We start from the raw sequence: 20,059 nt of genomic DNA, 5'->3' as shown, positions 1-20,059 counted from the left end.
TATCGTATGCAAAAAACGAAAATGTTATATCTTTGGAGATTGTTTTTTACACAGGTGTCATCTGACCTGTCCCTGCTGTCACCGAAAGTTCAGTTTACTTATATTTGAACTGGCCTGTCATTTTCTTGATTCTATTACTAATGGCATTGGTAATGACCCGAAAATTGCCGTATCTCAGATTGAGTAGAAGTTCCTCGATAGAATAGCAGACTTTTATCCACGGATGTCCCCAGCAATTGATTTTATACAACCGTTTTATATAGCTGTAATCCTCACATACGAACTTTGGATGCCTCAATGGGAATGTCATTTCCACACGCCTCATGCTGAATATTCTGCGAAGTCTGTGGGGAATGGTCTTCAGCGAAGCGGAATAATGAGTGGAGTTGGCAGTTAATCCCACGTTGTTGATTTGGTTCTTGGTTGGCATAACAGCAAGTCCTGTATTGAAAAGCATTGCAGCCTGTACAATAGTTTCAAAATACTCCTTCCCAGAGACGCTGTGATCATGGAACATTCTGATGATGTCTGGCCTAGATCGCCTTTGATTGATAAGAGCCTTAAGTTGGCGCATATTGAATTCGTCTTGAATGAATGTGTAGTCGCTGTCCCAAAGGTCTGCTACCCTCTTCCATGTAGCCCATCCCCACACGGAGAAGGCTGAAGTGAAGAAATAATCATCGGTTATATTAGGCGTCACTTCATCAACGTTGAATCCAGCAATCATCATGACACGCTTATCGTTCTCGTAGCGGTCAAGCATCTCCTTACAGAAAGGAAAGAATGACAATGAAGGCACACAATCGTCTTCTAGGATTATCAGCTTGTCTGTCTGGGAGAAAGCCCATACCAAGGAACGATAAACAGACGGGTCACAACCTTGATTAATATCGAGATAATGTTTGTGCACTTCGCATTCCCAGTCTATTTGACTGGCAATCTCCCGACATGCTTGCACTCCTTCCATGTCTTGCTCGTTACGCGGGCCATCTTGATATAGAAACAAACGAGAAGGCCGGGCTAAGCGTACTTGCTGAAACACCTGTGAAAATGTTTCCGGACGATTGAAAAACACCAAGAGAACGGAAATGTCCGTTTTTGAAGGAGTTTTTTGTAATAATGTTGTAGAAGTCTCTGTCTTTTTCATTTCAGAAGTCATTTACAATACGTTCTTGCATCAAAGTCGATCTTTTATTTCATTACCAGCACCTGTTCCCTTATACTTTGAACGAGCAGGGTTGAAGTAGTAACGAATGGTGAGCTTTAACTTTCGATTGTCAAGACTTTTGTCCAAGTAGAACTGATGGATGCCGCTGTAGATGTTGATTTCATGTCGCATGGATGCAAAGACATCGTCACAGGCCAACTTCAGGCTCAGGCGATCTTTAAAGAAGGATTTATATAGGCTGATGTCGAACTGCCATGAGTCTGACAGATGGATATTCTCCGAATCGCCAGCCGATCGCCATGAGAAGTCTGCATTTAGCCATGTATCTTTTGGCAGATTAACAGCATTGTTGAAACGAATTGTCCGTATCGGCTCGTTCATCAACTTCGTCTCGCCCAAATATTTGACATTCAAGTCTTGCCACATTACAGCCAGCATTAACTGTGGATTATAACAGCCAAAGGTGGGAGCAAATTGAAGCATGGCTTGCACATTGTTGAAACCGTCAGTATTCGCTTTTTGAAGAAGGGCAATGTTGGGATTCCCATTGGACCTGGAATATGCACTGATGATATAGTCATGAACGTGAGTATAGTCAATCATCGCCATCATCCATTTCCAGTTAACGACCAAAGAAAGATTGTCGCGATATGTCGGACGCAAAAAGGGATTTCCACTCTCGTAGAGATAGCGGTTGATATATGTCAGACTACCTGTTAACTGATCGAAAGCAGGACGGCTGATGTTACGGGCATAACTGAGTCTTGTCTGTACTTTGCCTATCGGATAGGCAAACATAGCAGTAGGGAATATGTCTTTATAAGTCCGGCTTGTATCCTCTTGGAATATATGTCCGAAGTAACGGTTATCAACGCACTCGTAACGCAGCCCCAATTTAAAAGATAGCTTTCCTATTTGTTGTGTCAGTTCTGCAAATAAAGCATTGTTGGATTCCTCAGACTTAGTGTAGCTGTTTGTAATGATTTTCTCCAGATTGTCGAATTCATTGGTAAAATGAACCGAACTTACTTCTGTTCCTAGCTCAAGTTTCCCCTTCCAGAGTTGATATCCTACCACAAACTTGGCGGCAAAGAGACGGCTTTTAACATCACTGTGTGTAGACACAGTACGGTCTTCGCTATTTTGAGCCATCTCAAGAGTAAACGCATCAGTTGTTTCTTTCTGAAACAGCATGTCGACATTGGCATCTAACGACAACTTTTTCATGCATCCAGAATAGTAGGCATTGATGGTGTGCTCAATTCTTTTGACATCCTCATGGCCATTTCCTGATAAATGATCATCCATCACATTATTGAGGAACGCATCCGTTGAAAAATCATTTCTCCTATTATTCGGACGTGAGGCAGGTGAGTAGGTCATACCGATAGAGTGCTTGTCGTTGAACATATAGTTGAAGCCCAACTTGCCGTCATAAATGTTTGTATGGTGTCGATAGTTCGTGATTCCTTCTTGCATATAATGGTAGGGTTGGAATCCTTCTTTCGAGGAATAGTGCTGAAGATAGGTGTCCTGACGGCTATTGTTTGTCATCTTCATCCGGAAGTCCTCATAATTTAGCATGGCGAATATATCGAGGCCTCTCGTACGATAATTCATGTTAACCTCCTCTTGTCCGAAGAAGAAATGGTTAGTGCCAATCAGCGTTTTACTATCGAAACTGAAACCCTCTCCAACAGGACGAAGAGTTTTGATACGGATGACGGATCTGACACTGGCATCATATTTGGCACCAGGCGTCATGACGACTTCCACATTCTTGATCTGGTCGCTGCTCATCTGGTCGAGTTCTCCCTGGTCACGCATCTGCCTGCCATTAATATATACGAGTGGTGTTCCACGTCCCAAGACCTCAATTTTATTACCATCACGGAGTACACCAGGAATATGGGCTAACACGTCAACACCCGTTCCTATCTTCGAGAGATAGGTTCCCTCTACAGTTGTCACCAAGGCATCATCCTTGATTCTTACCAATGGGTGGAATCCTTTTACCTCTACTCCGTAAAGCTTGTAAGTGTCGGGCTGCATCCGTATTGTACCAAGTGTCGTTTTGTTACATTGCTTGTAAATCGTCTTGTAGCCGATGTAGGATATACAGGCGAGTATATTTGGTTGATCAATGGGGATAACAAAAACACCGCTCTCATTAGAGACACCACCACAAAGGAGAGTACTGTCTGCAGGGTTGAGAACGGCAATATTGGCATATGCAACGGGCTGGCCTTGTTCGTCGATGATATTACCTGTCAGATGGAGGTCGGTTTTATGCGTACACTCCACAAAAATCTTACGTCCATCCTCCTCAGTGCTCGTAGTGACGCGAATGGGATAGAAACCGATCATCTGCTGAATGGCTTCTGGCAGGTGTTTATTCTTGATGGTAGTAGTGATACGAAAGTATTCCAGTTCGTTGTAAAGGAAGTAGATGGTGTAGTCCGTCTGTTGCTCACTGAGCTGTTTTAGCGCATCGGAGAGGGACACGTTATGATATTCGCGCGATATTCGTTTCTGAGCTTGTATACTAATAGTCAGCAGCAGGGAAAGAATAATGAGAGTGATATATCTATTCATGACGGCTGACTATTCTACGGTGATTTGATTATCATTTAGCGTAACGGTCAGACGCTCGAACTGATTGAGGTCGCTAACCACTAGATCGATGCCCTTCTGCGGGTTCCATACGAAACGGAAACGGAGTTGTCGAGCTTCTTTATTAACAAAAGTGACTTTGGTATCATAATGGGCAGCTATCTCTGGCAACATCTTTTCTAGTGGGATGTTGTCGTAGATAATGGGCTGTGGTATTGCGATGGTGTCAGTGGTCAGCGTATCGGTAGGAGTGATAATTGCGGGCTTTGGAGTATTGATGACCTCTTCTGGCTTTGGAGTATCCTGCTGAGCGTATCTTACAATCTGAATGGTAGCAAAGGCAATACCAGACACAAGCAATACTCCGATAAAAGAGGCCGCTATCTTCATAAGTGTAGAATAGGGCTTTGCCGCTGGTGATGCGGTAGCAAATTCTTCACTCTTCACTATTAACTTTTCACTTAATTTCTGCCATGCTGCATCCACATCAATAGGCTTGTCTGCCTGACGCTGGCGACTGCTGCGTTTGCCTTCTACCATCATGCGGTAAGTCTCGCGTGTATCCTCATCACGATTGATGATGTTCTGGATTTCCTGCTCAGTGTATGCTTCGGGATTGTCGAGCATTTCCAGTAGCTGGCGGATATTTTCTCTTGTCGTTTCCATTGCAATAACCTTTTAATGTTTGAAGTGATTACTGATTCTCTGAATGCTTTGGGCGAGATATTTGTAGGCGGTATTCGGATTCAGACCAAGCCGACGGGCAATCTCTGCGATAGTCAGATCTTCGTCGAAACGGAGGTGGAAGATGCTGCGATGCGGTTCTTCCAGTTGCTCGTCCACGAAAGTCGAAATATCTTCAAGTTGCTCCAATTGTCTGTCAATGGGTTGCAGGTCTGTCTCGTCTTCTATAGGCAATAGGTTCTTCATCCGTTCGTGCAGTTGCATTTGCCGTATTCTGTTCAGACAAGCATTGCGTACGGCAATAAGGAGATAGGAATCGTTCTTGCGTCCCGTTGGTAGCAAGCGAACAGAGGTCGAGCGCTTGGGCGGAATGTTACTGTCGGCAATCCGCAGGAAGATGTCCTGTACCACGTCCTCAGCCTCTCCGTCATCGCCCAGCAAGACTCTGGCCAGATGAATCATCTCGCTGTAGTTCTGGCGGAAGATTATTTCCAATTCTTTTTTTGTCATAGTCATATCTATGGCTTATGCCAGCCCCTTATCAAGGGGCTTCAAATATCAAGCATATCAGTCTTTCAAATCACAGCACCCCGTTTTAGGGCACTTCTATATATAAGACACTTCAGACCCTTCGTTTTTTTATGAAAACGCCAACATTTTTCATTATTCTTTCAATTTTCTTTGTTCAAACACGATTTCACGATACAAAGATAGTTATTTCCTCCTATTATATAGTAGGTAGAAAGCGAAAAAGTTACAGTTCATAGTTCATCATTTGTATTTAGCAAAGTTTTTCGCTTCGCTCAAGGAAACTCCGGAAAATGGCACAAAAAAGCCCTCGGCAAAGCCCGGAACCAAAGGTCGCTGGCCGAAGGGAAAAGCAAATTGGGTGCCGAGGGTGTTAAACTACTTAAAGAAAGTGGCGCTATTATCGTAAATTACGCCACCCAGATACACATCATTGTCAAGTCATCATTGGGCTCTGCGCCGTTGCGGTGTTTCTCCGCCTCTTCGGCTAAGGCCTCTACAATTTGTTTTGATGAGTTGAAGTGCGTGTTGCGCAGTATGCTGAGAAGTCGTTCCTCGCCAAACTGCTGTTGTTCGTGGTTCTCGGCTTCGTTGAGGCCGTCAGTATAGACAAACAGCGGTTGTCCCTTGATGCTCTCCACCTCTTCACCCACGTATTTCAGGTCTGTCCATAGACCCAAAGGCGCATTGGCTTCCATTTTCAGGAAATGGGTTGCAGAGCGTGAAGACAGATTAATAATGACGGGCGGATTATGACCAGCATTGCAGAACGACAAATGACCGTTTTGCAGGTTTATCAATCCTACGAAGAAGGTGATAAACATCCCACTCTTATTGTCCTTACCCGACAGCGCATCGTTCATCTGTGTGCAGATCTCGGCAGGCTGCAGCCCCTGGTTGGCCAGCGACTGGAACATCCTTGTGGCCTGTGCCATGAACAAGGAGGCAGGCACACCCTTGCCACTGACATCGCCCAGACAGAAATACAGCAGGTCGTCGTGTATCACATAGCCATAAAGGTCGCCACCCACCTCGCGGGCCGGCATCATCGTGGCATACATGTCCAGCCCTTCTCGTTGGGGGAAGGTGCTGGGCACCATCGACATCTGAATGTCTCGGGCAATGCTGAGCTCACTCTCCATACGCTCCTGTTCGGCCTTCAGCGCCGTCAGTCGGCGTTTAGCACGCTGACGCAGGATAATAACGATGATGACACCCACCACCACGAAGACTCCAAAGATAGAGAGCAGATACATTCGCTGGCGTTCGTTCTCAATCTTTTCATGTTCATGTTGCAGTTTTTCTCGTTCTTGCTGGGCTCGCAGCTCGTCAATCTCAAAACGTTTATTCAGTTCGTTTAGCTGCTGGCGCGTCTCTGCCTGATTGATAGAGTCCACCAGCTCATAGTGCTGATCCAGATAGTTGTAGGCCTCTTTCCATTGGCCGATGTTTGACAGTATAATGGCGCGCTGTTTCAGTATCTCGGAGTAGGCGTTAATGTCTAGATCTTCGGCCCCAGGCAACTGCTGGTCGTTCAGTTTCAACGCCTCTGAGAAGTTCTTGCGTGCTATGGCCAGCTGCACCCTGTAGCCCAGCACCTCATTGCGTGTCACCTGCGACCATCCTTGTCTGTCCAGATGCATGACCACCGAGTCTACATGCTGTTCGGCTTTGTCCAGGTCTTTCTGGTTCAAAAAGTAGAAATAGCACGAGTGATGGTAGTAGTAAAGCCAGTTGTCGAACTGTCGTGGAGGGATAGTTGTGTCCTGTCTACAGATGTCGATATAGGCTTTCCACTCGTCCAACACGCTTTGCATCTTCTCCGTGGCTTCCAAGTCTCTCAGTTCATAGGTGTAGTACACATAGATGCTGTTTTTCAGGAATGAGCTGGCGCTGTCGGGATAGATTCTCAGTGCCTGTTCAAAGCTGCGTGCCGACTCCTCATGATTCAACTGACAGTCATAAACCAGTGCTTTGATGAATTCGGCAGCTGCCAGACCATAGCCATTGTTACGCATGGCGGCATCGTCGTGAATCTCCTGTGCCACATCGATGGCCTTGCTGTGCTCACCGCTGAAGTTATACTCCTCGCCCAGCAGCATCCACACGTCATAGTAATCGGCCCAGAGTTCATGCTCCTTGCAGAAGTCTCTCTCTGCAGGTACCGCCATCACCAGCGAGTCGTGGATATTATTGTTATAATAGTATGCCACCTTCATATAGCGACTCCTTGCCGAGTCGCTCCAGTTGACGTTATTCTTCTCAACGTTGGCAGTCGTATTGTCGCTATTATCCTGAGGTTGATTGCAGGCACATGCAAACCCTATCAGGATGAATGTCCAAAGATGATGCAGTCTTTTCATATATAATGTAGGTCTTCAGATACAGTTAATAGATAGTTCGACATGCAAAGATATAAATAATTCGGTTAAAGACCATTATACAAACACTAATAATTGTTAATCATCATCGTTAAGTGCTTGGTTTTTTGGCGAAATAGGATTATCTTTGCAGGGCAATCAATAAAAACCTAACTTATGAGTAAAAAACTATTTGTAACCTTAACGCTTGCATTCGGCATGTGTGCAAGCATGTTTGCCCAAACCAATGAGACTGTTCTCGAAGAAGGAGGAACAGGCCCCTACAAGGCAGTGATGTACGAAGTGGAAGGATTCAAGGAGCACACCGTGTTTGCCCCCAAAGACCTTTCTGTGTTTAACGAGAAAAAGGCCCTACCTGTGTTGGTGTGGGGTAATGGCGGATGTGCCAACTCGCCTCGAGGTCATGAGAAGTTCCTCAATGACATTGCCTCCTACGGCTATCTCGTTCTGGCCACAGGCATCATGCCGAAGGAGGATGCACCACGAGGCATGGGTGGTATGGGACGCGGCAATCAGTCGCGCTCTGAGCAGCAGGTAGAGTCGATGGACTGGGCCTTTGCGCAGAATGCTGACAAGAATAGCCCGTTCTATCAGAAAATCGACACGAAGAACATCTGTATCTCAGGAATGTCGTGTGGTGGCCTCCAGGCACTCTTCAACTGCTTTGACCCACGTGTCACCTCTATTATGATATGCAACAGCGGCCTGTTCGACCAAGTGGAGGACGAAGGCGGTGCTGGTGGTGCTGGTCGCCCAAGGATGGGTGGTATGCCCAGCGTGGCCAAGTCTAAGCTGAAGGAGATACATTGCCCCATCATCTATATCCTGGGTGGTGAGAGCGATATCGCCTATAATAACGGTATGGACGACTTTAAGCGCATTGACCATGTGCCAGCTATTGCCTGCAACCTGCCCGTAGGTCATGGAGGCACTTATAACCAGCCCAATGGTGGTGAGTTCGCCATCGTGGCTCGTGCTTGGCTCGACTGGCAGCTCAAGGGCGACCAGGAAGCTTCAAAGATGTTCTGTGGCGACAAGCCCGCCATCTTGAATCGTAAAGACTGGAGTCTGGAGAAGAACGCAAAGGTAAAGTAAGCGAGCCAACAACCCAGAACACAAGTGTATAAAGCCTCTACAGGGGGCTTTATACGATTTCATAATATTCTATCTGTAGTTCCTCGCTGACGTTAAAGTCATCGTGAAAGTCATCATCGTACTTATATACGATTTGCAGGCCGCGATAGGTGGAAGGGACCTTCAGCACTTCCAACAGATGCCACTTGGGTCTGCCAAAGTAGTATGACTGTCTGTCGAGGATGATACGGTTGGAAACGAAGTCGAAGGTATAATAGCCACCACCGATGCACTGGTCGCCCTGTTTCAGCAGATGCATGTGTTGGTCAACCATGCCCATGCGTAAAACGCCGTCCATAGTGATGATAAACTTTGGTAAATTCATTCGTTGATATAGTTCTTCGTCGACATGTCATAGTAAAGTGCTTCGAGTTCCTGAAGAGTAAGGTTCTCTACAGAATGCTCAATCACCCTTATCAGTTCATCACGCCGAAAGTCATCAGCCTGACCAAATCTTCCTGTATATGCCATAATCTTATTCTCCTCTCCTAAATACATAAAAAGTCTCAATAATCTGTGCAAAGATACTCATTATTCTTTAATTATTACTATCTTTGCACAGATATTGAGAATAGTTTAGTAAGAAATGATAGAAATAGGACTGAAACATACTAGTGAGTTGACGGTTACGGATGCCGTGACCGCTATGGCTATTGGCTCTGGCGATATGCCCGTCTTAGCCACCCCGATGATGATGGCGTTAATGGAAAACGCCGCCATGCTGGCCGTCAAGGATGAACTGCCTGAAGGCAGCACAACCGTTGGCGGGCATATAGAGTCTTCCCATCTGAAACCCTCGAAGGTCGGTGATGTTGTAAGAGCAACGGCCGAGGTAACAAAGGTAGATGGAAAGAAGATAGAATACAAGATCTCTGCTTATTCTGGAGATATTCTCCTTGGCGAAGGCACACATCTGAGATTCGTTGTGGATAAAGAGAGATTTTTGCATCGGTAGCAAATAGCCATTATTTCACAGACTGCTCGTCGGCAAACTCCTTGCCAACGAGCGCAAAATGTTCTGTCTTCTATTATACCATGAGTATGGTATTTTTATCGCTTTTCTCGCGTCAGCGTGCGGAGTTTGCCAGAAAAATAGTACCTTTGCAGTCAAAAACAATAGAGAATATGAAAGTGATAAGTACAACAAAGGCACCGGCTGCCATCGGCCCATACAGTCAGGCCATCAAAGTGGGCAATCTCGTTTATACCTCTGGTCAGATTCCCATCGACCCTGCTACCGGCTGTTTTGTCGAAGGAGGTATCAAGGAGCAGACCCGCCAGTCGCTGACCAACGTGAAGGCCATCCTCGAAGAAGTTGGACTGACGATGGGTAATGTCGTAAAGACTATGGTGTTCATGGCCGATATGAACGACTTTGCCGATATGAATGCCGTCTATGCAGAATTTTTCTCGGAGCCATATCCTGCACGCTCTGCTGTCGCCGTCAAGACCTTGCCGAAAGGCGCATTAGTAGAGATTGAAGTCGTGGCAGAAGTGGCATAATGCAACGAATAAACTAAACTAACAAGACATAAAAATGGGAAAAAAGATTGTTTTAGTGACTGGTGCCAATAAGGGCATCGGATTTGGAATTGCCAAGCACCTCGGTCTGAGTGGCTGGCAGGTAGTGATTGGTGCACGTGACGAACAGCGTGCAGAGAAGGCCATCATCGAACTGAAGTCAGCTGGTGCCAATGTGTTGGGCTGGGTGAATATTGAACTGAAAGACCTCGCCAATGTTGAACAGGCCGCCAAGGAGATTAATGAGCGGTTCCCAGAGCTGACACTGCTCGTGAACAATGCCGGCATTCCTGGTGACATGAGTGTCGACAGCGAGCATACAGAGATTAGTGTCATCCGCGAGACCCTCGACGTGAACTTCGTTGGTACCTTCGCCCTCACCAAGGCCCTGATACCTCTGATTGCCAAGAACAATGGCCGTATCGCCAATGTCACCGTACCCTCAGAGATTAGTCCTTACTGGCACCCGTTAGCTTACGTGGCCAGCAAGGCTGCACAGAACGCCATGATGGGTGTGATGGCCATTGAATTCCAGCAGGCCAATACACCTGTGGAGACGTTCTCTGTTCACCCAGGTCCCACCACCACCGATCTGAATGGAAATATGGCCCTCCCCGGCTTCCATGATATCGAGACGGTAGGTCAGAAGTTTGCCGAACTCATCAACGACGGTCAGAGCCATCAGGGCGAGTTCATAGAACTTTATCCCATTGTCAAAGAGGATTAAGAACAGCACGTTATGAATAGAAGGACGGTTTTAGGCATTCTTTTCCTGTTGCTGACCATATCGTCAAATGCTCAGACTGTGCAGAAGGACAGCCAAGTTGTGAAGGATGAGGCTAAAAGCAAGGTGTACAATGAAGACATCAACCCTCTTGAGCAGATTGACAAAGCAGTGGCTAAGGCCAAGGCCGAGGGAAAGTTTGTTGTTTGTCAGGTGGGTGGCAACTGGTGTATCTGGTGTCTGCGCTTTGCTGACTTCATAGTCAACGATACTGCTATCAGTAAGGTTATAAGCGATAACTTTGAGTACATCCACGTAAACTATAACCCCAGAAAATCAGAGAGTGCAGAGAAGGCTCAGCAGGCTGCTGCTCTGATGAAGCGACTGGACAACTGTGGACGTTTTGGCTTCCCCGTGTTCGTTGTCCTCGACGAGGAGGGTAGGGTTCTTCATATTCAGGACTCCAGTTTCCTTGAAGAGGGGCAGGGTTATAATCAGGGGAAGGTGCTGCGTTTTTTCAGAAACTGGACACCCAAGGCTGTTAGAAACAACTAAAGAACATGATTGGTAGGGATTGATGTTGTGGCATCTTGAATCACCAATCCTGCCAACGTGAAGCCAAAAATGGCTGTAATATGAGCTAATGAGCCGTTGGTTTGAGGTTTATTGAATAATGAGGGTGTCTCGTCAGTATCTGGCGGGCACCCTTTGTTTTCTAATAGTTCATCACTATAGACTACTTGGAACTTCTTCTCTGGAAATTGTTCGTAGTGCTTGAATTTCTTACGGATGGCGCGTGCCAAGGGGTCACCCTGCACCTTCCAGAACTCGGTGACCTTGATGCGTGTGGGGTCGAGCTTCAAAGCAGCGCCCATCGACGAGAAGAACTTAGCCTTCGTCTTGCAGGCCAGGAGGATAAGGGCAGCCTTGTCCTTCAAGGAGTCGATGGCATCGATGATATAGTCGTAGTCCTCCAAACCAAATTCAGAGGCAGTTTCCTCTGTGAAGATTTTCTGTAGGGCCGTAATCTCTGCCTTGGGATTGATGCTGAGTAAGCGTTCCTTCAGGGCATCCACCTTCACCTGACCAACGGTCTTGGTGGTGGCCATCAATTGGCGATTGATATTCGTGATGCATACGCAGTCTGAGTCAACGATTGTCAATTGGTGAATACCACTACGCACCAAGCTCTCGGCACACCACGAGCCTACGCCGCCTACACCAAAGATAATCACCCGCTTCTGGGCGATACGTTCCATCGCCTCATTCCCCAACAACAACTCACTCCTACGAAATATAGCACTATCTATTGCCATCGTCTTTTCTAATTTGGATGCGAAGATACAAAGGGTAGTCGGATGGGATTATTCGTAATGTCTGATTCTGACATCGATGCCTTCAGCCTGTAGCTGAGAGGGGAGAGTAGAGACATCGGTCTGTCCGTAGTGATAGGGGAAGACCACCTTCGGCTTGATGATCTTAGCAGCCTTAACCAGTTGGCTGGTTGTCATAGTATAAGGCTGGTTGCAGGGTAGAAAGGCGATGTCGATATCTTTGATGGATGCCATCTCTGGAATGTCTTCCGTGTCACCAGCAATATATATTCTCAGTCCGTCGATGGTCAGGATATAGCCATTGTCGCGTCCCTGAGGATGGAACTGTGTACGTCCTTCCGTGATGTTATAAGCAGGCACGGCCTCTACGGTAAAGTCATCAGCAATCTTTAGCTTATCTCCGTTAGCCATTACCTGACCAGAGCCAAGCATATCAGCACAACGGCGGTTGGTGATGAGTCGTGTGCCGTCGTTAGAGAGTTGCTTGATGGCTTCCTTGTCGAAGTGGTCGCCATGCTCATGGGTCACGAAGATATAGTTGGCCTTGGGCATTGCGGTGTAGTCGATGGTTTTATTGCCGAGTTTGGTCACTGGGTCAATCTCTATCTCCTTGCCGTCGTATTCCACTCGGATGCTGGCATGAACCAGGGCGTGGAACTTAACCGTCTTTCCGCTCTTGGTCTGAAACACATCCTCCTCGTAAGTTACTAGAGCTTCGCCAGAACGCAGCTCTTTTGCTTGGCCACAGGCTGTGGTGAGTCCACAAATGGCCAGTAAACAGGTTAGAAAAGTCTTCATATATACTATATATTTCAAAACAATGCTGCAAATATAGTGATTATTTCGAAATTATCATTATCTTTGCAGATATTTTTTGGAGAATCGTGCAAATATCAAGAGCAATAACGGACAATAACTAAAAGATAAATATGAAGAAGAGCAACATGAGAGTATGCGCCCTGCTACTGGCGCTGATGGCAACAACTGCTACGTGGGCACAAAGACAGAAACCTATGGTGCTGTGGTATGACCGACCTGCTACGGCTTTCGAAGAGTCGTTGCCGTTGGGTAATGGCCGACTGGGTATGCTGGTCTATGGCGACCCTCATGATGATGTGGTGCAGTTGAACGACCTGACGCTGTGGTCAGGCAAGCCTGTCGACCTGCATGAGGATGAGGGTGCTAGCCGCTGGATTCCAGAGATACGCAAGGCGCTCTTTGCAGAGAACTATGCTAAGGCCGACTCGCTGCAGTTGCATGTGCAGGGACATAACTCAACCTATTATCAGCCGCTGGGTACTCTTCATATTATAGATAAGAACATGGGTGACATGACAAGCTACCGTCGCGAGCTTGACCTTGACTCTGCCTTGGCACATGTGAGTTATCAGAAGGGTGGGGTGAGCTATCGTCGTGAGTATCTCTGCTCGTCACCAGACCATCTGGGTGCTGTCAGGCTGACGGCCTCAGCAGCAGGTGCCATCAATGCAGAGGTGAGCCTCACCTCAATTCTGTCGCATAAGACGAAGGCTGGCGCACAGCAGCTCACCATGACAGGTCATGCTATGGGAGCGGCAGAGGAAAGTACGCATTTCTGTACGATTGTCAGGGTGGAACATCAAGGCGGCACGATAGAGACGGCTGATTCGACCCTGTTGCTGAAAGGTGTCACAGAGGCTATTATCTACTTTGTCAACGCCACCAGTTTTAATGGTGCCACGAAGCACCCCGTGCTGGAGGGTGCTCCCTATATCGAAGAGGCCAACAACCTCGCCTGGCATACAAAGAATATCCAATATGCAGAGGTGAAAGACCGTCATGTGGCTGACTACAAGCATTTCTTCGACCGTGTGAAGCTGAATTTCCTGTCTGGCAAGTCGACTTATGATAACATCCCTACAGACTCGCTCCTTCGCAGCTATGGCACCTCAATAGCCAATGACCGCTATCTGGAGACCCTCTATTTCCAGTTTGGACGTTATCTGTTGATAGGTTGTTCACGAACGCCTGCCGTGCCTGCCAACCTGCAGGGACTCTGGAATCCCCACCGCTTTGCACCTTGGCGTGGCAACTATACCATTAATATTAACTTAGAGGAGAACTACTGGCCTGCCTTTGTGGCTAACCTGGCAGAGATGGCGATGCCGCTTGACGGCTTCATCGCAGCTTTGGCAGAGACGGGTCGCCACACCGCAAAGAACTACTATGGCATCAACCGTGGTTGGTGTGCAGGTCATAACAGCGATATCTGGGCGATGGCTAATCCTGTGGGCGAGAAGAACGAGAAGCCCGAATGGGCCAACTGGCCTATGGGTGGCGCCTGGTTGGTGGAGGCTCTGTGGGAGCATTATCAGTTTACGGGTGATGAGGCCTACCTTCGTCAGACGGCCTATCCGCTGATGAAAGGTGCTGCTGAGTTCTGTCTTGACTGGCTCATCCCCAACCCCAACAATCCGCAGGAACTGATTACAGCTCCCAGCACCTCGCCGGAAAACGAATATGTTACAGATAAAGGCTATCACGGCATGACCTGCTATGGTGGCACTGCCGATTTGGCCATCATTCGTGAATTGTTCCAGAACGTTATCAAGGCAGGCAAGTTGTGTGGCGATACTGTTGCCGCATACGAGAAGGCCCTAGCGCGCCTGCATCCCTATACCGTGGGAAAGGACGGCGACCTGAACGAGTGGTACCACGACTGGCGTGACTACGACCCCAGACATCGTCATCAGAGTCATCTTATTGGTCTCTATCCTGGTAATAACCTGCCAGAGTCGTTCTATGGCGCTGCTGAGAAGACACTCATCCAGAAGGGTGAGCAGACCACAGGCTGGAGCACAGGCTGGCGCATCAACCTGTGGGCTCGTCTGCATAAAGGCGACCAGGCCTATCATATCTATCGCAAACTGCTGCAGTATGTACCCAGCGGAGCCAACCACTGGGGTGGGGGCGGCACCTATCCTAACCTCTTCGATGCCCATCCGCCATTCCAGATTGATGGAAACTTCGGAGGTGTGGCTGGCGTCTGTGAGATGCTGGTGCAGAGTCATCAAGGCAAGATAGAGCTGCTGCCTGCGCTGCCTGCCGACTGGTCTGAAGGCGAGGTGAGTGGCCTCTGTGCCCGTGGCGGCTATGAGGTGAGTATGAAGTGGAAGAACGGACAAGTGACAGAGGCTACCATCACAGCCAAGAATGGCGGCGAGGTGACGGTGTGCTATAACAAGATGAGCACGACCCTGAAGCTAAAGAAAGGAGAAAGCAGACATATCACAGCAAAGGCCTCACAGGAATGGACGCTGGTGTGGAGTGATGATTTTAATAAGGACGGACGTCCTGACCCTGCCACTTGGAACTTTGAACAGGGCTTTGTGCGTAATCACGAAGACCAGTGGTATCAGGCAGATAATGCCTGGCAGGAAGATGGCCTGCTGATTATCGAAGCTCGTCGCGCGGACCGTCCCAACCCCACTTACCGTCCTCATGCCCGTCATTGGGGACAGCAGCGCGACAGCATCCATTATACCTCGGCCTGTCTTACCACGATGGGTAAACGAGAGTTTCTCTATGGACGTCTGGAGGTGTGTGCCCGCATTCCCACAGCAGGCGGCTCCTGGCCTGCCATCTGGACACTGGGCAGAGGCATGGAGTGGCCTTCATGTGGCGAGATAGACATCATGGAGTTCTATCGTATCAATGGCATGCCGCATATCCTGGCAAATGCTGCCTGGGGCAACGACCAGCACTTTCAACCTGTTTGGAGCAGCAAGAAGATTCCTTTTACCCATTTTACAGAACGTGAGCCCAACTGGGCACAGCAGTTTCATGTGTGGCGTATGGACTGGGACGAGAAGGCTATCCGACTCTATTTAGACGATGAGCTGCTGAACGACACTCCTCTAAGCACCACCGTCAATGGTTCTATTGGACAAAACAAGAACCCCTTCCAAAGCCCGCAGTATATCCTGCTGAATCTGGCATTGGGAGGGGATTGTGGAGGCACCATCGATAACAGCGCCTTACCTATGCGCTACGAGATAGACTACGTGAGAATCTATCAGAAGCAATAGGTCTTATTTTACGCGCCACACATTGAGTGTGATGCCATTGAAACCGCCTGCAGAGAACGAGGGGGCGCAGAGGAACAACGAATTGTTCAGCCAGCCGTATTTGCTGTCGGCAGGAGCCTCAAACTGTGGTGCACAGCGGAAATAGAACGAGGGGTTGCCATTGGCATCCTTGCTATTGGCGATGATACCACGATTACGAACGTGGATATAGACACCATCGTCAGTCTTGATGCAATAGATAGCCTCAATCTCTGAGCGTCCGTTGGCATTGGCCAACTGATAGTCGGCACCACCGCTGATAATCGTTCCCTTGATATTTGGACCTTCGAACGTGCCACCAGTGATGGGGATGACGGTGCGTCGTCCATGTTGCGTGTTGTCAATAGAGAAAGCTTCGCCCAGTGTTACTTTCAATTGCAGGGCAAACTCGAGTTCTGGTGCAGGGGCATTGTTTTGTGCGTCGATGTTGAGTGTGAACACGGTCAGCAGTAAGGTGAAAAAGTATTTCATAGTTTTATCGTTTTTATAAAGCGAGCCCACAGGGAATCATCCTTGTGGGCTCTTCTTGTTTCTTTATTAGGGAGTGATTATTCTACGTCGTCGCCAGCAGGCTCTTCAACCTCGAGAGAATCACTAACTTCCTCTTCAGGCTCAGCCTCTTTGGGAGCATACTTGGCCTCCAGTTCAGCCTCCAGGTTCTCAGCCTCTTCGATACCCTTCATGAACTCCTCGTTGGTCATCAGCTTCATGAAAGCAGTGCTCAGAGCGGTCTCGTCAGCCTCAGCCTCGATAGAATTAAGGGCTGCCTCAACCTTCTCGCCAAGAGCAACATACTCTTTGTAGCCGTTCTCGTCCTGAATACCCTTGACAACCTCAATCTGAGTCTTGTACATATCAGTCAGGAAGGTCTCCCACTGCTCAGCATTCCAACCCTTACCATTCTGCTGAAGATCCTCAATCAGGGCCTCCATTTTCTCAGCACCACTCTTCTCGCCGCCACAAGCAGCCATGAAGAAACACATTACCAGAGCGCAAAGGCCCAACATTACTTTTTTCATTTTCTTTTGAATTAAATGGTTAATAATAAATTAAGTTTCTATGCAATATGCGTGCAAAGATAAATATTATTTCTTTTCCAACCAAGAAAATGACTGATTTTTTTGAAATAATTGATGAATATCCTCGAAATAGAGCAAGTTTCCGCTCAAATAGGCAATCTTATCTTCATCTTTTAGATAACCTTTCTGACGCAGCATGCGCACAGCAGCATGGAAGAGTTGGCTCCTGTCGATGTGCTCTTTTTGGAAGACGGGAATGACGCCATAAGAGAGTGCTAACAGACGCTGTACCTTATCGTTATAGCAGATAGCCAGCACAGGGTTGGGACCACGGAAGGCTGCCAGCAGACGGGCTGTAAGACCTGTGTCAGAATCGGCGATGATGCCCTTGACGCCAAGCTTCTCTGTGGCCTCGATGGCGCTGTGTGACATAAACTCACGGATGTCGCAGTCGGCAGGAAGCGGTATTTCAATATCGTTCTCGCGCAGCTTGTCGCGCTCGGCCTGCTCGGCTATCTGAGCCATTGTCTGTACAGCCTCGACAGGATACTTACCTGTGGCAGTCTCGCCAGAGAGCATCAGGGCATCGGTGCGATAGTAGATGGCGTTGGCAATATCGGTCACCTCGGCACGGGTGGGGCGAGGGTTCTGAATCATGGAGTGCAGCATCTGCGTGGCCACGATGACGGGCTTCTTGGCACGCACGCACTTTCTGATAATCTGGCGCTGGATGCCAGGGATGCGTTCTATGGGCACCTCGATACCCAGGTCGCCACGTGCAATCATGATGCCATAGGAGGCTTCGATAATCTCGTCGATGTTATCTACACCCTCCTGATTCTCAATCTTCGAGATAATCTTGATGTCAGAGTTATAGGCATCGAGGATGGCCTGAACGGCTCTGACGTCAGCAGCAGAGCGCACAAACGAGTGGGCAATGAACTCGATGTCGAGGTCGATGGCCAGCATGATGTTCTTGCGGTCTTTCTCTGTCAGCGTGGGCAGGTCGATATGCACGCCAGGCACGTTGACGCTCTTGCGAGAGCCCAGCACGCCATCGTTCTGCACCTGTGCCACAATCTGAGGGCCGTTGATGCCAATGACCAGCAAGTCGAGGGCACCATCATCGAACAGGATATGACAGCCTTCGTGCACATCGGCAGCGAAGTCGCTGTAGGTGACGTTGATCATGTCGTGGGTGGTCTCCATCTCAGGACGTCCGAAGATCTTAACCACGTCGCCAGTCTTATACTGAATAGGCTCGGCGCAGGCGGTAGTGCGCACCTCCGGACCCTTTGTGTCGATGAGGATGCCAATATGGTGGCTCACCTCACGAACATTGTTTACAATCTTTCGGATACCCTCCTCTGTGGCATGAGCTGTATTCATGCGAACCACATTCATTCCAGCGTTGAAAAGGGCACGTATAAACTCTGTGTCGCATCGTCTATCACTAATCGATGCAACGATTTTGGTTTGTTTCATACAATCTTTTTACCTTATTACCTTATTAACTCGGGTGCAAAGGTAATGATTTTTTCTGAAATAAGGCTGGAATGTCTCTTCCTTTTTTACAAAAGGCAGCAAAAGATATTCTATGTCATTTCTTGTCCTCGCCTTCGCCGTAGATAAAGGCCTGGGCGTTGCTCACATAGTCGAACACCTCTTCTGGTCGGAAGAAACGACGCAGCTCGATGGCAGCATTCTCTACCGAGTCGGAGGCATGCACGATGTTCTGCTGGTTGCTCATCGAGTAGTCGCCGCGGATAGTGCCAGGGGCTGCCTCACGACCATTGGTCGCGCCAGCCATCTGTCGTACCACCTTCACAGCCTCGACACCTGTCAGTGCCAAGGCTACTACAGGCGAAGCCTGCATAGAAGCCTGCAGACCAGGGAAGAAAGGTTTGTCCACCAAGTGGGCATAGTGTTCGCGCAGTATCTCATCGCTCAGCTGCATCATCTTCATGCCAGAGATGCGCAGTCCACGGCGCTCGAATCTGTTCAGCACTTCACCAATCAACTGTCTCTGCACGCAGCTGGGCTTCAATAAAACTAATGTTGTTTCCATAAAAAGGGTTGTTTAGGTTTGTATGAATAGTTATCGAGTGCAAATATACTACTTTTTTCTTAAACCAGCATCGTCTTTGCCTATTAATTTGTTATTTTGTCTTTCACCCTTTTCACTTTTTTCCTTTTTCCTTTGCATTTCCGAATAATGTTCGTAACTTTGCGCTCAGATATGAGACGAGGCCTCTTTTTTCTCTGCCTGCTGCTGACTACCTTGTCAGTTGCCGCCCAGGACGACTTGGGCGACCCCACCTTTGTGCCGATGGTGAAGGTGAGCAAGACGCTGGTCGACGGCGACTCCATTCAGTATATGGAGCTATCTAATGTCTATGTCTATCCTGACCTCACCTTTAAGAGCAAGCGCCAGCAGCAGTCGTATATGCGCTTGGTGAAAAACGTGAAGAAAGTGTTGCCGCTGGCCAAGCAAGTGCGACAGATTATCATCGAGACTGCCGAGTTTACGGAGACGCTACCCCCCAGCGAGCGCGATGCCCACCTGAAGCGTGTGGAGCAGGCCATCGTGAAGGAGTATAAGCCACAGATGAAGAAGCTGACGTTCTCGCAAGGCAAACTCCTAATAAAACTTGTAGACCGTGAATGCAACTCTACGGCCTACGAGGCTATGCAGGCTTTCATTGGTCCTGTGCGTTCTGGCATGTGGCAGGCCTTTGCCTGGATGTTTGGCGCCTCCCTGAAAAAGGGCTATGAGCCCGAAGGCACAGATCGCCTCACAGAGCGTGTGGTCCTGATGGTTGAGGCAGGACAACTGTAATCTCCTTT

20 protein-coding genes are annotated in these 20,059 nt (G+C 48.2%); 7 read left to right on the top strand and 13 right to left on the bottom strand.

From position 1 onward, the window contains the following. Window positions 1-94: 94 nt before the first annotated feature. From Q0R57_RS09565 to Q0R57_RS09545, 5 genes are all read right to left on the bottom strand, one after another. Window positions 95-1,147: a hemolysin activation protein gene (locus Q0R57_RS09565; RefSeq protein ID WP_294746632.1), complete on the bottom strand. Its 1,053-nt coding sequence runs from the start codon at window positions 1,145-1,147 to the stop codon at window positions 95-97. A gap of 30 nt (window positions 1,148-1,177) precedes the next feature. Next, window positions 1,178-3,763 carry an outer membrane beta-barrel protein gene (locus Q0R57_RS09560; protein ID WP_294746629.1) on the bottom strand — a complete coding sequence of 862 codons (2,586 nt, stop codon included), beginning with the start codon at window positions 3,761-3,763 and terminating at the stop codon, window positions 1,178-1,180. 9 nt (window positions 3,764-3,772) lie between these two features. Next, complete coding sequence (locus tag Q0R57_RS09555) at window positions 3,773-4,447, bottom strand: DUF4974 domain-containing protein (protein WP_294746626.1); 675 nt, start codon at window positions 4,445-4,447, stop codon at window positions 3,773-3,775. A gap of 12 nt (window positions 4,448-4,459) precedes the next feature. Beyond that, complete coding sequence (locus Q0R57_RS09550) at window positions 4,460-4,975, bottom strand: sigma-70 family RNA polymerase sigma factor (protein WP_294746623.1); 516 nt, start codon at window positions 4,973-4,975, stop codon at window positions 4,460-4,462. 428 nt (window positions 4,976-5,403) lie between these two features. Beyond that, window positions 5,404-7,356, bottom strand: coding sequence for a PP2C family protein-serine/threonine phosphatase (locus Q0R57_RS09545; protein ID WP_294746620.1), 1,953 nt, complete (start codon window positions 7,354-7,356; stop codon window positions 5,404-5,406). Between the two features lie 174 nt (window positions 7,357-7,530). Between Q0R57_RS09545 and Q0R57_RS09540 the strand changes: the two genes are divergently transcribed. Continuing rightward, entirely contained in the window at window positions 7,531-8,469 is a 939-nt protein-coding gene (locus Q0R57_RS09540) for an alpha/beta hydrolase (RefSeq protein WP_294746618.1), read from the top strand. A 49-nt stretch (window positions 8,470-8,518) separates the two neighbouring features. On the opposite strand, the gene Q0R57_RS09535 is transcribed toward Q0R57_RS09540, so the two are convergent. Both Q0R57_RS09535 and Q0R57_RS09530 read right to left on the bottom strand, forming a co-directional pair. Beyond that, window positions 8,519-8,833, bottom strand: a complete 315-nt coding sequence (locus tag Q0R57_RS09535) for a hypothetical protein (RefSeq protein ID WP_294746616.1) — start codon at window positions 8,831-8,833, stop codon at window positions 8,519-8,521. Beyond that, window positions 8,830-8,979: a hypothetical protein gene (locus tag Q0R57_RS09530; protein ID WP_294746613.1), complete on the bottom strand. Its 150-nt coding sequence runs from the start codon at window positions 8,977-8,979 to the stop codon at window positions 8,830-8,832. Before Q0R57_RS09530 ends, Q0R57_RS09535 begins: the two co-directional genes overlap by 4 nt. A gap of 115 nt (window positions 8,980-9,094) precedes the next feature. Here Q0R57_RS09530 and Q0R57_RS09525 point away from each other — a divergent pair, with 115 nt between their 5' ends. The 4 genes from Q0R57_RS09525 to Q0R57_RS09510 all read left to right on the top strand — a co-directional run bounded on the left by Q0R57_RS09525 (window position 9,095) and on the right by Q0R57_RS09510 (window position 11,308). Further along, window positions 9,095-9,463, top strand: coding sequence for a thioesterase family protein (locus Q0R57_RS09525; RefSeq protein ID WP_294746610.1), 369 nt, complete (start codon window positions 9,095-9,097; stop codon window positions 9,461-9,463). Between the two features lie 170 nt (window positions 9,464-9,633). Further along, window positions 9,634-10,011 carry a RidA family protein gene (locus Q0R57_RS09520; RefSeq protein ID WP_294746607.1) on the top strand — a complete coding sequence of 126 codons (378 nt, stop codon included), beginning with the start codon at window positions 9,634-9,636 and terminating at the stop codon, window positions 10,009-10,011. 34 nt (window positions 10,012-10,045) lie between these two features. Next, window positions 10,046-10,756, top strand: coding sequence for an SDR family NAD(P)-dependent oxidoreductase (locus Q0R57_RS09515; RefSeq protein ID WP_294746605.1), 711 nt, complete (start codon window positions 10,046-10,048; stop codon window positions 10,754-10,756). A 12-nt stretch (window positions 10,757-10,768) separates the two neighbouring features. Next, window positions 10,769-11,308 carry a thioredoxin family protein gene (locus tag Q0R57_RS09510; RefSeq protein ID WP_294746602.1) on the top strand — a complete coding sequence of 180 codons (540 nt, stop codon included), beginning with the start codon at window positions 10,769-10,771 and terminating at the stop codon, window positions 11,306-11,308. Here Q0R57_RS09510 and Q0R57_RS09505 read toward each other — a convergent pair. Next, on the bottom strand, window positions 11,305-12,069 hold the full coding sequence (locus Q0R57_RS09505) for a tRNA threonylcarbamoyladenosine dehydratase (RefSeq protein WP_294746599.1): 765 nt from the start codon (window positions 12,067-12,069) through the stop codon (window positions 11,305-11,307). The two genes, Q0R57_RS09510 and Q0R57_RS09505, sit on opposite strands and share 4 nt — an antisense overlap. Before the next feature lie 48 nt (window positions 12,070-12,117). After that, complete coding sequence (locus Q0R57_RS09500) at window positions 12,118-12,885, bottom strand: MBL fold metallo-hydrolase (protein WP_294746597.1); 768 nt, start codon at window positions 12,883-12,885, stop codon at window positions 12,118-12,120. Between the two features lie 131 nt (window positions 12,886-13,016). Between Q0R57_RS09500 and Q0R57_RS09495 the strand changes: the two genes are divergently transcribed. After that, window positions 13,017-16,154, top strand: coding sequence for a glycoside hydrolase N-terminal domain-containing protein (locus Q0R57_RS09495; protein WP_366516843.1), 3,138 nt, complete (start codon window positions 13,017-13,019; stop codon window positions 16,152-16,154). Between the two features lie 3 nt (window positions 16,155-16,157). On the opposite strand, the gene Q0R57_RS09485 is transcribed toward Q0R57_RS09495, so the two are convergent. The 4 genes from Q0R57_RS09485 to ndk all read right to left on the bottom strand — a co-directional run bounded on the left by Q0R57_RS09485 (window position 16,158) and on the right by ndk (window position 19,280). Continuing rightward, the gene (locus Q0R57_RS09485; RefSeq protein WP_294746595.1) at window positions 16,158-16,664 is read right to left on the bottom strand and encodes a DUF3237 domain-containing protein; all 507 of its coding nucleotides are present in this window, start codon (window positions 16,662-16,664) and stop codon (window positions 16,158-16,160) included. Between the two features lie 77 nt (window positions 16,665-16,741). Then, window positions 16,742-17,212, bottom strand: a complete 471-nt coding sequence (locus tag Q0R57_RS09480) for a hypothetical protein (protein WP_294746592.1) — start codon at window positions 17,210-17,212, stop codon at window positions 16,742-16,744. 66 nt (window positions 17,213-17,278) lie between these two features. After that, complete coding sequence (gene pyk, locus Q0R57_RS09475) at window positions 17,279-18,697, bottom strand: pyruvate kinase (protein WP_294746589.1); 1,419 nt, start codon at window positions 18,695-18,697, stop codon at window positions 17,279-17,281. 115 nt (window positions 18,698-18,812) lie between these two features. Then, window positions 18,813-19,280 (bottom strand): nucleoside-diphosphate kinase, encoded by a 468-nt coding sequence (gene ndk, locus Q0R57_RS09470; RefSeq protein ID WP_294746586.1) that lies wholly within the window; start codon window positions 19,278-19,280, stop codon window positions 18,813-18,815. Window positions 19,281-19,451: 171 nt separating this feature from the next. On the opposite strand from ndk, the gene Q0R57_RS09465 reads away from it, so the two are divergent. After that, window positions 19,452-20,051 carry a DUF4294 domain-containing protein gene (locus Q0R57_RS09465; RefSeq protein ID WP_294746582.1) on the top strand — a complete coding sequence of 200 codons (600 nt, stop codon included), beginning with the start codon at window positions 19,452-19,454 and terminating at the stop codon, window positions 20,049-20,051. The last annotated feature ends 8 nt before the right edge of the window (window positions 20,052-20,059 follow it).

The sequence above is a fragment of the uncultured Prevotella sp. genome (assembly GCF_946407605.1).
Taxonomy (GTDB): Bacteria; Bacteroidota; Bacteroidia; order Bacteroidales; family Bacteroidaceae; genus Prevotella.
Note: the sequence above shows the minus strand (reverse complement) of the source record. Positions and strands in the feature narration are given on the sequence as shown.

Bases quoted from the DNA above. Each gene is read 5' to 3' on its own strand.
- Q0R57_RS09565 (WP_294746632.1), bottom strand. From the start codon at position 1,147: ATGAAAAAGACAGAGACTTCTACAACATTATTACAAAAAACTCCTTCA.
- Q0R57_RS09560 (WP_294746629.1), bottom strand. From the start codon at position 3,763: ATGAATAGATATATCACTCTCATTATTCTTTCCCTGCTGCTGACTATT.
- Q0R57_RS09555 (WP_294746626.1), bottom strand. From the start codon at position 4,447: ATGGAAACGACAAGAGAAAATATCCGCCAGCTACTGGAAATGCTCGAC.
- Q0R57_RS09550 (WP_294746623.1), bottom strand. From the start codon at position 4,975: ATGACAAAAAAAGAATTGGAAATAATCTTCCGCCAGAACTACAGCGAG.
- Q0R57_RS09545 (WP_294746620.1), bottom strand. From the start codon at position 7,356: ATGAAAAGACTGCATCATCTTTGGACATTCATCCTGATAGGGTTTGCA.
- Q0R57_RS09540 (WP_294746618.1), top strand. From the start codon at position 7,531: ATGAGTAAAAAACTATTTGTAACCTTAACGCTTGCATTCGGCATGTGT.
- Q0R57_RS09535 (WP_294746616.1), bottom strand. From the start codon at position 8,833: ATGAATTTACCAAAGTTTATCATCACTATGGACGGCGTTTTACGCATG.
- Q0R57_RS09530 (WP_294746613.1), bottom strand. From the start codon at position 8,979: ATGGCATATACAGGAAGATTTGGTCAGGCTGATGACTTTCGGCGTGAT.
- Q0R57_RS09525 (WP_294746610.1), top strand. From the start codon at position 9,095: ATGATAGAAATAGGACTGAAACATACTAGTGAGTTGACGGTTACGGAT.
- Q0R57_RS09520 (WP_294746607.1), top strand. From the start codon at position 9,634: ATGAAAGTGATAAGTACAACAAAGGCACCGGCTGCCATCGGCCCATAC.
- Q0R57_RS09515 (WP_294746605.1), top strand. From the start codon at position 10,046: ATGGGAAAAAAGATTGTTTTAGTGACTGGTGCCAATAAGGGCATCGGA.
- Q0R57_RS09510 (WP_294746602.1), top strand. From the start codon at position 10,769: ATGAATAGAAGGACGGTTTTAGGCATTCTTTTCCTGTTGCTGACCATA.
- Q0R57_RS09505 (WP_294746599.1), bottom strand. From the start codon at position 12,069: ATGGCAATAGATAGTGCTATATTTCGTAGGAGTGAGTTGTTGTTGGGG.
- Q0R57_RS09500 (WP_294746597.1), bottom strand. From the start codon at position 12,885: ATGAAGACTTTTCTAACCTGTTTACTGGCCATTTGTGGACTCACCACA.
- Q0R57_RS09495 (WP_366516843.1), top strand. From the start codon at position 13,017: ATGAAGAAGAGCAACATGAGAGTATGCGCCCTGCTACTGGCGCTGATG.
- Q0R57_RS09485 (WP_294746595.1), bottom strand. From the start codon at position 16,664: ATGAAATACTTTTTCACCTTACTGCTGACCGTGTTCACACTCAACATC.
- Q0R57_RS09480 (WP_294746592.1), bottom strand. From the start codon at position 17,212: ATGAAAAAAGTAATGTTGGGCCTTTGCGCTCTGGTAATGTGTTTCTTC.
- pyk (WP_294746589.1), bottom strand. From the start codon at position 18,697: ATGAAACAAACCAAAATCGTTGCATCGATTAGTGATAGACGATGCGAC.
- ndk (WP_294746586.1), bottom strand. From the start codon at position 19,280: ATGGAAACAACATTAGTTTTATTGAAGCCCAGCTGCGTGCAGAGACAG.
- Q0R57_RS09465 (WP_294746582.1), top strand. From the start codon at position 19,452: ATGAGACGAGGCCTCTTTTTTCTCTGCCTGCTGCTGACTACCTTGTCA.